The following is a 12,338-nucleotide window of genomic DNA, read 5'->3' on the forward strand; positions in this document are numbered from 1 at the left end:
ACTAACCATGATGAAACCGAGATTAACCATTTTTGATGAGCCACTACTCTACACAGAAGGTTTATCAAAATTGCTCGCTCAGAGCAAAATTTTTAACACGATTGACATTTGTAATTCTTATGAACCCTTATTTGAAAAATTAAAAGAAGATCCCCCGGAAATTCTGGTTATAAGCTCCAATATGCTGATGCTTACAGATATTTTCAAACTTGTAGAAAACATTACCACCCACAACAAAAGAATCAAAATTATTGTCATAGGCAGTAGTTATGATATGATTGACATCCGGAAGCTTTTTAATAAAGGTATAAAAAGCTATCTCGACAAAAACAGCAGATACGATGAATTCCTGAAATCTATCAATGCCTTGTTGCTCAACGAGATCTATATATGCGACAACGCCAAAGAAAGAATGATCAGCTTTATCAGCAACGACGAAGGAAAACACAATCCTCACATCAAAGAACCCTTAACACGCAGAGAGATGGAGATCCTTAAACTCATCTGCGACGGTTTCAGCAGTAAAGATATCTCTGAAAAACTTTTCATAAGCATTAATACCGTAGAAACCCACCGCAAAAGGATTCTCTTAAAATTAAACGCAAAAAATTCCGTAGGAATTGTAAAATATGCCTTAGAAAACCACATAATTGACTGATGAAAAAACCAATTTCGATTAACCTCAAAAAAATTCCAGACTTATTGTCTGGAATTTTTTTTGAATGAGGGTAAGGAATTATTTTTTTAGATTTCAGATTTTAGATATTTATACTGGTGGCTTCGAGAGCCTCAGCCACCAGTATTCGTCCTTCTTTGAATATTTTGAGATTCACGACACTCACTCTATAATTCTACAACACCTATACTTTTATACCTAGTGCTCAAGTCCCATGTCTGGTGGCTGAGGCCCTCGAAGCCACAAGTATTAGTCTTTCTTTGAATATTTCGGATTCACACACTCAAACCCAAAAACTCTCCGACTCTCAAACTCAAAACCCGCCCTACTCATAATCCGGCATTTCACCATTTGTAAAGAGAGACGTTCTTGTAAGATCAGTCATCGAGCTGTTGAGATCTATTACCATTATATTTTTCTGTGAAATATTATCATTAGAAGTATTCATAAAGATAATCTGAGCATTATTCGGAGAGAATCTAGGATCCAGATCATTGGTTCCTAAAGGTTTTTCACTTTCCGTAGACACGTCATAGAGGATATCATTGGTCAGATTATAGATAAAAATTCTGGAATCCAGCTGCCGGTAATTTCCGCTTCCATCCTGATATCCGGCCATATCTCTGGTGTATACAAGCATTTGTCCGTCTACGGAGAAATTAAGTCCTCCTGCTGCTCCCATTGATCCTGACAAGATCGTTTTTAAAATACTTCCGTTCATATCAATGATATAAATTTTTGTACTGTAACCACTATAATCATTTGTTTTAAGGGCGATTTTACTGCCGTCGTAGCTCCAATCGCATTCAGAGATCATACTGCCATCCGGAGTGGTATATACCAGTGTGAGGCCGCTTCCATCCTTATTGATCCTGTATAATTTATTAAAATTGGAATAGAGAATTTCCTGACCGTTTGTACTCCATGCAAAATCCATTTCATAATTATTAAAGCCTGCTGCCGGCACTGTAGTCACCTTGAAAGGATTGGATCCGTCCGGGTTTGCAGTGTAAATATGAGTACTTCCGCCTTCAGTCCGCAAAAATGCGATGAGTCCTGCATTATTATTTTTCCGTGGCCTCCAGCTGTTATAGGATCCATTGGTGAACTGAAAACTGTTTCCCTGACCATCACTCGACATGATTACAAAATTTCCGTTCTGTTTCTGTACGTAATGATAGCGGTTGGCAGGAACCGTATTGGTTGTAAATTTATTGACGGGGCTTAAAACTGGCGGGTGAATGCCGTCCGAAACAGACACCTGCCAGAAGTAACTAACACCAAATTTTAAATTTGAAAGAGAATAATGCTTCGCAGTCAAATCATTAATCTGAACTACCTGAGTATCCAGATTGTTTTTAATTGTTAAACTATATCTCAAAACATCAGCCGTGTCGGGATCTGTGGCTGTCCATGTCAGTTCCACGTTTAAAGGCTGATTGACCGCATTGTCTACCGGACTTAGCAGCTGCGGTGCAGAAGGAGGAGAATTCAGGGAAGTATCGTCGTTCATTTCAAAGACAACGGTTACCGTCTGATTCTGATTTTGTATGTTGACACCCTGAAAATTGGTGACATAACCCGAAAGTTCGGCTTTCACAGAATAATTTCCAATCGGCATAGCTCCAATTTCAAATGTACCATCCGTTCCACTGAAAACCGTCTGTGTAGTGGGTGCCGTAAAAATTTTCACATTAGCGATAGGCACATTGGTTCCTCTTTTCACCACTTTTCCTTTCAATATTCCTGTCTGAGCCTGATCCACAAGTTCTTCATCGCATGAAAACAGGCAAAAGGCAAGGATAAATAGGCTGAGTATTTTTATTAAAGTTTTCATAATTCGTGTTTTTAGTGTTTTCCAAGGTAAAAATTGATTCCAACGGCAAACCGGAGAGCCTGATCTTTTCTTTTTCCGTTCACCAGACCTTCCCAGTTATCCCTAAAACCTATATCATATTGCGATGAAGCACGAATGGCGGTATTATTCCCTATCATATATTCCAAACCACCACCCACCTGGCCTTTGTATTGAGGTTTATATTTTGAAAACAAAGCCCCCATTCCACCGTACACATACGGACTGAATCTGTATTTCGGAAACAGAAGAAATTCCAGATTGAGTTCCGGGACAATGTAATTTCTTTTAATAATATTTTTATTCTCTAAAGTGAAATAGCTTCCGCTGGCTTCAATATTGAAATTTGGACTTATAAAATATTTGATCCCCAATTTTCCTCCGGCGTTCATTTTAGGATTTACATAATCATCTTTAATCTTCTGGGCTTCTATATTGGCAAAAACGGAAACTTTCTGTCTGTAATTTTCCGGGAACTTATTCCCAACAGTTCTTCCGACATTTGCTTCCTGCTCTTTATTGTAATCATTGATCAAAGCCTGATAGCCTGTTAAATCTTCTGAAGCTTTGCCCCAGATTTTATCACGGATCCCTTCAACAATCAGAGATCTTACGGCTTTCTCAATGGCTTCGGTGACAGCAAGCTGTACGGGCTCGTTTTGGGTGAGACCCACCTCTGCTTCAAGTAATCTTTCCGTATCAATATATCTGAAAAAACTGCCGTTGACACTTGTGGACACAATCGTTTTGGAAATATAAACGGTTTTGAGAATTTCTCCGTTCAATGTGGAAACAGCGCGCAGATAAATGGTAATCCTGTCCTGGCGATATTGGGTAGAAGCCCCTATTCCGAAATATCTGGCCCCCAGACCTCCGGTCATAACATTGCTGTCATAAGAGATCACACCTCCTTCAAGAAGAATTCCCGCATAAAGAAGAGGAGGAAGAGACTGGCTGTTTTTATCGGCATCTTTCATGTATTCCTGCCTTGTAGAGCGGATAATCTGTCTTTCATTCAAAAGATTTGCGATATTTTCTCTTTCAATAGGAATAAACCATCGGCTGTCTTCAAGTGCTTTAATCAGAATGGTAGTGGTTCCCTGCGGAACTGCTGTACTCCAGTTGTTCCCGTTTTCGGAGGGTTTGTACTGACCGGTCTGGTCTCTGAATTTATAGACGCCTATGACTATTTTTTCTTTGGGAAGAGGAAGGCTCCTCAATTCCGCTGTAGAGGGAGTAAGTTCTCCCATGGTGGATCTTTCAGGATCGGAAGGAAGACCCAGTATGGAACTGCAGGCCTGCATTAAGCATAGCAGGAACGTACAGAAAAAAATTCTGGTGTAAGTGTAAGTTCTCATGGTAAGTCTGGTTTTTAGTTTTTTTTATTTTGGAATGACGATCTCGGACTGATCACCTGAACTGGTATCCAAAATATTAATCAACAGCCCCTGAGCTGTAGTCGTGATCTGGAGATAAAGCGACCCAAAGAGATAGTTCCCCGGTTTTATACTGCCTTCTCCAAACTGATCTTCAAATAATTTCCGGGACAGCTCGCTCAGTATCTGCCTGTTGAGGCTTTGGCTGAAACTGTCCAGAGAATTCACATTATCAAGCAAATCACCGTAATCATTTTTTTCATCAAACTGATTCTGTGCATTGGCTGAACTTAGAAGCCACTGGTAATTAAATGTATCACCTCCGAATGCCGGATTGACAGGCTTATAAACGAGCTGCTGAGATTTTCCGGAGAAAATACCCGCAATAAAGGTCAAAATAATGATAAAAGTTTTCATGGCGGACGTTTTTAGTAAATAAATTCATTTTTAATAAGGTTTTTCTTTGCGTTAAACTCTTTGATGTATTTTAAGCTGGCTGCCAGCTGTTCTTTCAAATAATCTTCATTGGGATTGGTCATAAAACTGTAAATCACTTTATCATCCATCTGGATATTGATCTGGCCGCTGGTTCCGCGGAGAGGAAGTTCGGAAATAGTAACTGCACCACTGCTTTTATCGGGAATCTGGCTGTACTGCATATAAAAAAGATCATAAAAATCTTTCCCGACTTTGGTCTTGGTTTCATCTATAGTAAGCCCTTTCAGTTCAAAGACGGCATCTTCTTCCACTTTGTCCGTTTTTTTTCTGAACAGATCATTGTTGAGTTCTATACTGTCTTTGGCTATCAGTTTCCGGGTTTCTTCGTCCCTTACATAGAGAAATGCTTTCAGCGCATCTTTTGGCTCAAGATTGACACTGATTTCTGATAAAACTTTTACTTCATTGGGATTGATGGAGAATTTTCCGCTTTGCTGGTTATTGGAAAGATTTCCGGAATTTCCTTTTTTAATGGAGATCAGCATGTAATTCAGTTCTTTGTACACTGCAGTATTGTTGGTAACCACAGCTTTCAGTCTGATCTGATTTTCGAGGGTACTGCTTTCTATCCTTGCGTTCACTTTTTTATCTTCCTGCCCATCAACCAATGCAGACAGGAAGATAAATAAAGTGCACAGATTTAAGGAATATAAAAATTTCATCATGTGTGTTTTAATAATTTCTCATGAAGATGGTCTTGTTGTCGCCTTTTACATTAATCTGCATTCCGTCTGAGACACTATTGCTTCCGGTGATATCAATGATATTGTTGTTTCCCTGTGTAGTAACGGCAGTTTTGGTTTCTTTATCCGTGAATGAATTGATGAAATAAAGCGTGTTGTAATCTCCCAGCTGCTGTACGGTCATATTCGTTTTAGCATTAAGAGAAAGCTCTGCATTATTGTAATCTCCCATCTGGATAACAGCGGAACCGTAAAGTCCCTGTTCCGTCTGCTGTTTTGCCACAAGGTCAAGAACCGTGCTGCTGTTGATCTTGTCCCAGTCTACCTGCTGTGCTTTTACACACAGTACTGCGAAAAGTGTAAAGGCACCCCATCCCAGTTTAAACATGGTATTAATTTTTAATAAAGGTACATGAATAGAATATCCGGAAAAACACACCCAGCGGGTACAACTATAAAATCATGGTTTCCGGGTATTTTTATGGTTTAAAGCTTAAAAAAGGAGAAAACCGCAGCCTCTCCTTTTATTTTTGATTACCGTGCATAATTAGTTAGATTGATTAATCACCATTGAGTTTCCGTTACCCATCTGAGTTCCTACATGGATATGGGAATCACCGCTTTGAGCCACCCAGGTAAAGTTGTTGTTACCCATTTGCACGTCCACTGCTGTATTGGAGTCCCCTAACTGAATTTGATATAATTGGTTTCCGTTTCCAACCTGTGCTCCAAGAGCTGTATTATCGTCACCTATCTGAACAGCAGCAGCAATATTGTTATTACCTACCTGATCATGGGTTGCGGTATTGTCATTTCCATCCTGATATTGTACCAAAAGGTTACCGTTACCTACCTGAAGACCGCTTGCATCATTTCTTCTTCCAAGCTGGATCTGATAAGCATCATTACCGTTACCTAACTGAATAGCAGAAGCATCATTTCTTCTTCCATCCTGATACTGAAGTACAGAGTTTCCTAATCCAAGCTGAACAGAAGAGGTTTCGTTTCTTCTTCCGATCTGAGTTTGTTCTGTAGAGTTAAATGCACCAAGCTGCCAGGTAACTGCAGAGTTTCTGTTTCCCTGTTGGCTTACGTCGTTAGTGTTAGCAAGACCGGTTTGATCTACATCAATGGAGTTTCTGTTCCCTATACTTTCGGCAGTATTAATATTCAGAACACCTACCTGATCAATGTCTGCCATATTACGGTTTCCATCCTGTGTCAGGGAATTGATGTTCAAAAGACCTGTCTGATCAACAGTTGCAGTATTCAAGTTTCCGATCTGGGCAGTAACATCAATATTTGATTGTGCGAAGCTGAAACTCATGACCAATAGTGTAAATACACCTGAAATAAAGTTTTTCATTTTGATAAAAATTAATTGGTTAATAGTATGACAAAGGTATATTCTAAACCCAAATGAAAAACCACGGCTAAAGTGTAAATTTTAAAAATCACGGTTTACAGTTTTGGATATAACCATTTGCCGTTTTATGGGAATCACGTGTTTCAGTTACGTGAAAATACGGTACAAAACAATATTGATTTTCAACTAAATAAACAAAATAACTCTAATTTTATCAAAACAAAAGAAAGCATTTATTTCATTAACCTTTTCATTTTTAAATCATTGAATTTATAAATCTTTACATCCTTCAATGGTTAATTAATGTTAACGCCTGTTCTTTTCTTCAGTATATATTGCTAAATTTGAGCTATGGAAAGTTTTGGAAAAGATTTATTGAGAAAAATTACCAATGTGGAACTGCCGGGAATCAATGCACACGGCGTATTCTCACCGCCTTCCCGTCCTCTATTTACCTATGATGAAATCCTGTCTAAAAATCCCAAGTTTGCAGCAGTAAACATCGTATTGTACCTGAAGGACAACGAATGGTATTTTCCTCTGATCCAGAGAACAATCAATGAACACGACAGGCATAGTGGCCAAATCTCCCTTCCCGGCGGCAAACGTGAGGAAATGGACCGGGATTTTGCCGAAACTGCTGTACGCGAAACTTCAGAAGAAATCGGAATAGATAAACACTATATAAGGGTAATCAGGGAGATGTCTCCTATTTATATTCCCCCAAGTAATTTTTATGTATATCCGTACATTTCATACACGAAAAAGAATCCGCTTTTTGTTCTCCAGCAGAGTGAAGCTGTGGAAACCATAGAATTTCCTATCACTTCTTTCCTCAATCTTCCTGATAATCCTGAAATGATGGCATTACCCGGTGCTTCCGGACATGAAGTCCCGGTCATTAATTTCAACGGATATATTATCTGGGGTGCCACAGCAATGATATTAAGCGAGTTTAGTCAGTTGCTGAAAAAAATGTAACTTTGCATACCGTGTTTAATTGAGAGATGGCGAAGAAAAATATTTTCACCGATGCATTCGGAACACCTTATTTTTTAAAAAGGTTAATTATTTTTATTTTAGGAATTGTATCCTACAGAAGATTCAACGGCTTTAATAAACTGAAGATAACCGGTACAGAACATCTTGTGGATCTTCCGGATTCCAATGTGCTTTTTGTATGCAACCATCAAACCTACTTTGCCGATGTAGCAGCAATGTATCATGCATTCTGCGCTGTAAACAACGGTTATCTGAACACGATTAAAAACCCGATCTATCTGCTAAATCCAAAGATCGATTTTTACTATGTAGCTGCAGAAGAAACCATGAATAAAGGAATTCTTCCGAAGATTTTCAAAATTGCAGGGGCTGTAACGGTAAAAAGAACGTGGAGAGCAGAAGGTAAAAATGTGAACAGAATGGTTGACATGAGTGAGGTGGATAATATTATGAAGGCTCTGGACAACGGCTGGGTAGCTACTTTCCCTCAGGGTACTACATCTGCTTTTGCACAGGGAAGACGAGGTACAGCGAAACTGGTGAAAAACCAGCGTCCTATTGTCATTCCAATCAAAATCAACGGGTTCAGGAGAGCATTTGATAAAAAGGGTCTCCGCGTAAAGGTGACCGGCGTAAAACCTACCATGGAGTTCAAAGCTCCTCTGGATATAGACTACGACAACGAAAAAGCACCTGAAATTTTATTAAAGATCATGACTGCCATTGAGCAGACGGAAGATTTCAATGTATTACACAATTATGATGAAGAACTTAAAGCTAAAAAAACAGAACAAAAGGACTCCAATCATTAAAGTAAGTAAAAAATTATGAACAAAATATTAGGGATCATATTTGCGGTCTTAGTATTAGTTTCCTGTAACAGCCAGAAAGTATATTCAGATTTTGATATAAGCTATTCCAAAAGCGGAGGCTTGGCACCGGTGTATGAGAATTTGCTGATTAAAGGTAACAATGCTCACTATTCTATAGAAGGTCAGGGAAAAAAATACAAACAGGATTTCAAAATTTCCGACGAAGATCTGAAGAAACTGGATCAGACGCTTTCCCAAAACAATTTCAGAAGAATTCAGGAAGACCGTAAAAAGCTTTATGATAACGTAAGTACCTCCATCAATATCAAGAAGGGACCGAACGAAGGCAGTAAAACTGATGCCAGCATGATCATGCCCAACTTTACGACGAACTGGAACAATATTCTGAATGCGTTTCAGGAAATCATTAATAACAATGTAAAAAAACAGTAAATAATTGAAAACCCACTTCATTGCTATCGGCGGAAGCGCTATGCATAATCTTGCGATTGCGCTAAAAGATAAAGGATACCAGGTGACTGGTTCAGATGATGCTATTTTTGAGCCTTCAAGATCCAGACTGGAAAAGAAAGGAATTCTGCCTCAGGAAATGGGCTGGTTTCCGGAAAAAATCACTGCGGATATTGATGCTGTTATTCTGGGAATGCATGCACATCAGGACAATCCTGAACTGGCAAGAGCAAAAGAGCTGGGTTTAAAAATTTACTCTTATCCTGAGTTTCTATACGAGCAGTCTAAGAACAAAACCAGAGTAGTTATTGCCGGATCACACGGAAAAACTACAATTACTTCCATGATTCTTCACGTCCTGAATTTTCACCAGAAAGAGGTGGATTTTATGGTGGGTGCACAGCTGGAAGGTTTTGACTGCATGGTAAAGCTTACCCAGGACAACGATTTTATGGTACTGGAAGGAGATGAATACCTTTCTTCACCCATTGATCTGCGTTCCAAATTTCTTCTGTATCAGCCGAATATCGCTTTAATGAGCGGTATTGCATGGGACCACATTAATGTATTTAAAACTTTTGACGACTATATTGAGCAATTCAGAAGATTTGTTGCCAGCATCACTCCGGGCGGAGTTTTGGTGTACAACGAAGAAGATGCCGAAGTCGTAAAAGTGGTGGAAGCTGCTGAAAACTATTTCAGAAAAATTCCTTACAAAACTCCCGAATATGAAATCAGCAACGGAAAGGTGTATTTAAAAACCGAAATGGGAGATGTTCCGCTTTCTGTTTTTGGTGCGCACAATCTGCTGAATATGGAAGGGGCAAGACATATCTGCCAGACCCTGGGGATTATGGATGAAGATTTCTATGAAGCCATTATGAGCTTTAAAGGAGCTTCAAAACGTCTTGAGAAAGTAGAAAGAGAAGATAAGGGAATTCTTTATAAAGATTTTGCCCATGCCCCAAGCAAAGTAAAAGCAACGGTAAAAGCTTTCCAGGAGCAGTTTAAAAAGGAAAAGAAATACGGTTTCCTTGAACTTCATACCTATTCAAGCTTGAATCCTGTCTTTTTAGAGCAATATGACCATGCGATGGACGGGCTGGATGAAGCGGTAGTTTTCTATTCCGAAGATGCTTTAAAGATCAAAAGAATGGACCCTATTTCTCCGGAACTGATCAAAGAAAAATTTAAAAATGATACTTTAAGGGTATTCACCAATGCGGAAGATCTTCATGCGTATTGGGAAACTTTAGACAAGACAGACGGTGTTTTCCTGATGATGAGTTCAGGAAATTTCGGTGGTCTTGATCTGACGAAATAATTTGACAAGAAACCTATTACGGTTTTCTGTATATAAAATAAAACTCCTTTCAAATTGTCTGAAAGGAGTTTTTTTATTTTTATTTAACCTGAATTCAGGGCAAGAAATTAAGATTAAAAGATGGGAAGATGGAGGATGGAAGTTACTATTGGATGGTAAGTATTTAACAATTTCTTTTATGATCTATTGAAGTAGTTTTAAATACCCTGTATTTCTATCTTTGGACTTCAATAACTTCCCTCTTCAAGCTTCTGACCTACTTACATCATGATAAAAACTGAAATGTCTTAACTTGAACTCTCAGGTTATTTAATTCTCTGAAAATAATATTTAATCACATCATTAATTCCGTCATCATCAATATCTTCTACATGGCTTTCCATAATCATTTGAGTGGATGTTAGCTGGGAAACAATATAAGGATAATCATATTCTCCTTCGTACCAGAACTTTTGAGTTTTTTTATCATAAGTATATTTTCTGGTGACTGTTTCATCGGGAGCACAGGTATCATTGTGCTGAATATAATTCACCGTAGTCATTTCTCCCTGTCTGAATTCATGGGTACTTTCTGCACTGCAGCCTGTCGCAATATGGGTTTCGGTTTGCTTTGTAGAAGATTTATAAGCCTCTACCTTGCCCAGTTTCCATACTCCGATCATCGTACGCTGATCATTTTCCTTCTCATCATTGTGGTCGCTGCAGCCTATCATAGCCGAAAGTACCAGGGGTAGAAATATTTTTTTCATAATTAAGTTTTTAAACCTTTTAAAGTTGGCAAAATTAAGCTAATTTCAATTAAATACTTTCCGTTTCAGTGATAAGATTTCGCAGAATGTCTTCTGTAGACCCATTACTGTACTGATGGATGGATTGTCCTGCCCAGATGCTTACAAAATCTGTATTCTGGAGCGTCTTGGAAATTCTGCGTAATTCATTGGTCAGTTTGTTCTGATAAGGATATGGCATGATAAAATCTGAATTTTCAAGGCTTTCGATAAATTGATTTCTGATTCCTCTGGCATACCTTCCTGAAAAGCTTCTTGTCAGCATAATATCTTTTTCAGTTACGGATTGAAGTCTTTCTTTTTCAAATGGCTGCAATCCGCTTTCCTCTGATGCCAGTAGCATGCTTCCCACCTGGAATCCACTAGCGCCGAGCTCTTTGGCTGCTCTTACCGTTCTTCCGTTAAAAATTCCTCCTGCATAGATCAGCGGTACCTTTACATGTTGATATACCTCTGAAAATAGAGTCAGTCCTCCAATCATGGGAATATTTTCGGCATCAAAAGTTCCCCGGTGTCCTCCGGCTTCAATTCCCTGCACACAAATAATATCAATTCCAGATTTTTCCAGAATCAGAGCTTCTTCCAACGAAGTACACGTTCCTATGAGAGTTACTCCGTTTTCTTTCAGCTTTTGTATGGTTTTATCATCCAGATTTCCAAAAGTAAAGCTCAGTATTTTACATCCTTCCTGAATTAGAGCATCTACCTGTTCATGATACGTATTTACTTTAATATCTTCGAGATCAGGAAGATTTACTTCAAGATGGTGTTCTTTCGCCAATTGGGTGATGTATAGTTTCGCTTTTACAAACTTTTCCCTCAAAGCATACGTTATCTCAGGAATATGATGAACGAAAATATTGGCTGCAAAATGCTGATCCGTCAGTTTTTTGGTTTCCCGGATAAGTTCCACACATTGATCTGCAGAAAGATCAGCCAGTGCCAGTGAACCCAGGCATCCTGCTTTTGCGGCGGCGGCAGTCATTCTCGGGGTACTTACCCCAAACATCGGAGCCTGAATTACAGGATATTGTACGTTGAATTTCTTAGTGATGGTATCGGGCCAGAACATACGCATTATTTTATTTAAAATTTACGAAAATAGGGTGATATTATTGGGGTTATTAAGCATGATATTGCTCACAGGAATTCTGTAGATGAAAAGTTTTGTGAACAGTTATTTGTTTTAACCACAGATTACACAAATTTCCACAGATGTTTATGGGTAATTATCCAGTAAAGAATCTTTGATTTTTTAAGAACTTATGTGAACTTTTTATACATTAAGTTTTCATCTTAAAAATAAAGTATTCAATGCTTTTGTGACTTTTGTGGTTGATACTTTTTTGACCACGGATTGCACAGATTTTCACAGATGTTTATGGGTAATTATCCGGTAAAGAATCTTTGATTTTTTAAGAACATATGTGAGCTTTTTATACATGAAGCTTTAAGCTTAAAAAACCACAGTGTTAAAAACTTTTGTG

General features: G+C 38.5%; 13 protein-coding genes. 5 read left to right on the forward strand and 8 right to left on the reverse strand.

Annotated features, from left to right (window positions below):
- Nucleotides 1-7: 7 nt before the first annotated feature.
- The gene (locus ACM46_RS18995; protein ID WP_241486056.1) at nt 8-658 is read left to right on the forward strand and encodes a response regulator transcription factor; all 651 of its coding nucleotides are present in this window, start codon (nt 8-10) and stop codon (nt 656-658) included.
- A gap of 343 nt (nt 659-1,001) precedes the next feature.
- On the opposite strand, the gene ACM46_RS19000 is transcribed toward ACM46_RS18995, so the two are convergent.
- The 6 genes from ACM46_RS19000 to ACM46_RS19025 form a co-directional block, all read right to left on the reverse strand.
- A complete protein-coding gene (locus tag ACM46_RS19000; protein WP_048508241.1) occupies nt 1,002-2,513 on the reverse strand; it encodes a carboxypeptidase-like regulatory domain-containing protein in 1,512 nt (503 codons plus the stop codon).
- Nucleotides 2,514-2,524: 11 nt separating this feature from the next.
- A complete protein-coding gene (locus ACM46_RS19005; protein ID WP_048508242.1) occupies nt 2,525-3,889 on the reverse strand; it encodes a CsgG/HfaB family protein in 1,365 nt (454 codons plus the stop codon).
- Between the two features lie 24 nt (nt 3,890-3,913).
- The gene (locus ACM46_RS19010) at nt 3,914-4,324 is read right to left on the reverse strand and encodes a curli production assembly/transport component CsgF (protein WP_048508243.1); all 411 of its coding nucleotides are present in this window, start codon (nt 4,322-4,324) and stop codon (nt 3,914-3,916) included.
- An 11-nt stretch (nt 4,325-4,335) separates the two neighbouring features.
- Nucleotides 4,336-5,070 (reverse strand): curli production assembly/transport protein CsgE, encoded by a 735-nt coding sequence (locus tag ACM46_RS19015; RefSeq protein WP_241486057.1) that lies wholly within the window; start codon nt 5,068-5,070, stop codon nt 4,336-4,338.
- Between the two features lie 7 nt (nt 5,071-5,077).
- Nucleotides 5,078-5,476 (reverse strand): hypothetical protein, encoded by a 399-nt coding sequence (locus tag ACM46_RS19020; protein ID WP_048508244.1) that lies wholly within the window; start codon nt 5,474-5,476, stop codon nt 5,078-5,080.
- 159 nt (nt 5,477-5,635) lie between these two features.
- Nucleotides 5,636-6,454, reverse strand: a complete 819-nt coding sequence (locus ACM46_RS19025) for an RIP homotypic interaction motif-containing protein (RefSeq protein WP_048508245.1) — start codon at nt 6,452-6,454, stop codon at nt 5,636-5,638.
- 351 nt (nt 6,455-6,805) lie between these two features.
- On the opposite strand from ACM46_RS19025, the gene ACM46_RS19030 reads away from it, so the two are divergent.
- From ACM46_RS19030 to ACM46_RS19045, 4 genes are read left to right on the forward strand one after another with little or no spacing between them, the layout of a single operon-like run.
- Complete coding sequence (locus ACM46_RS19030; protein WP_048508246.1) at nt 6,806-7,435, forward strand: NUDIX hydrolase; 630 nt, start codon at nt 6,806-6,808, stop codon at nt 7,433-7,435.
- 26 nt (nt 7,436-7,461) lie between these two features.
- Entirely contained in the window at nt 7,462-8,268 is an 807-nt protein-coding gene (locus ACM46_RS19035; protein ID WP_048508247.1) for a lysophospholipid acyltransferase family protein, read from the forward strand.
- Nucleotides 8,269-8,283: 15 nt separating this feature from the next.
- Nucleotides 8,284-8,721, forward strand: coding sequence for a hypothetical protein (locus tag ACM46_RS19040; protein ID WP_048508248.1), 438 nt, complete (start codon nt 8,284-8,286; stop codon nt 8,719-8,721).
- 4 nt (nt 8,722-8,725) lie between these two features.
- The gene (locus ACM46_RS19045) at nt 8,726-10,063 is read left to right on the forward strand and encodes a UDP-N-acetylmuramate--L-alanine ligase (protein WP_048508249.1); all 1,338 of its coding nucleotides are present in this window, start codon (nt 8,726-8,728) and stop codon (nt 10,061-10,063) included.
- A 305-nt stretch (nt 10,064-10,368) separates the two neighbouring features.
- Here ACM46_RS19045 and ACM46_RS19050 read toward each other — a convergent pair whose 3' ends face one another.
- Both ACM46_RS19050 and ACM46_RS19055 read right to left on the reverse strand, forming a co-directional pair.
- A complete protein-coding gene (locus ACM46_RS19050) occupies nt 10,369-10,812 on the reverse strand; it encodes a lipocalin family protein (RefSeq protein WP_048508250.1) in 444 nt (147 codons plus the stop codon).
- A 49-nt stretch (nt 10,813-10,861) separates the two neighbouring features.
- A complete protein-coding gene (locus ACM46_RS19055; protein ID WP_048508251.1) occupies nt 10,862-11,923 on the reverse strand; it encodes an NAD(P)H-dependent flavin oxidoreductase in 1,062 nt (353 codons plus the stop codon).
- Nucleotides 11,924-12,338 lie beyond the last annotated feature (415 nt).

Origin of the sequence: Chryseobacterium angstadtii, from assembly GCF_001045465.1 — a bacterium.
Taxonomy (GTDB): Bacteria; Bacteroidota; Bacteroidia; order Flavobacteriales; family Weeksellaceae; genus Chryseobacterium; species Chryseobacterium angstadtii.

Excerpts from the sequence above, each read along its gene's own strand:
- ACM46_RS18995 (WP_241486056.1), top strand. The coding sequence starts at position 8 with ATGATGAAACCGAGATTAACCATTTTTGATGAGCCACTACTCTACACA.
- ACM46_RS19000 (WP_048508241.1), bottom strand. The coding sequence starts at position 2,513 with ATGAAAACTTTAATAAAAATACTCAGCCTATTTATCCTTGCCTTTTGC.
- ACM46_RS19005 (WP_048508242.1), bottom strand. The coding sequence starts at position 3,889 with ATGAGAACTTACACTTACACCAGAATTTTTTTCTGTACGTTCCTGCTA.
- ACM46_RS19010 (WP_048508243.1), bottom strand. The coding sequence starts at position 4,324 with ATGAAAACTTTTATCATTATTTTGACCTTTATTGCGGGTATTTTCTCC.
- ACM46_RS19015 (WP_241486057.1), bottom strand. The coding sequence starts at position 5,070 with ATGATGAAATTTTTATATTCCTTAAATCTGTGCACTTTATTTATCTTC.
- ACM46_RS19020 (WP_048508244.1), bottom strand. The coding sequence starts at position 5,476 with ATGTTTAAACTGGGATGGGGTGCCTTTACACTTTTCGCAGTACTGTGT.
- ACM46_RS19025 (WP_048508245.1), bottom strand. The coding sequence starts at position 6,454 with ATGAAAAACTTTATTTCAGGTGTATTTACACTATTGGTCATGAGTTTC.
- ACM46_RS19030 (WP_048508246.1), top strand. The coding sequence starts at position 6,806 with ATGGAAAGTTTTGGAAAAGATTTATTGAGAAAAATTACCAATGTGGAA.
- ACM46_RS19035 (WP_048508247.1), top strand. The coding sequence starts at position 7,462 with ATGGCGAAGAAAAATATTTTCACCGATGCATTCGGAACACCTTATTTT.
- ACM46_RS19040 (WP_048508248.1), top strand. The coding sequence starts at position 8,284 with ATGAACAAAATATTAGGGATCATATTTGCGGTCTTAGTATTAGTTTCC.
- ACM46_RS19050 (WP_048508250.1), bottom strand. The coding sequence starts at position 10,812 with ATGAAAAAAATATTTCTACCCCTGGTACTTTCGGCTATGATAGGCTGC.
- ACM46_RS19055 (WP_048508251.1), bottom strand. The coding sequence starts at position 11,923 with ATGTTCTGGCCCGATACCATCACTAAGAAATTCAACGTACAATATCCT.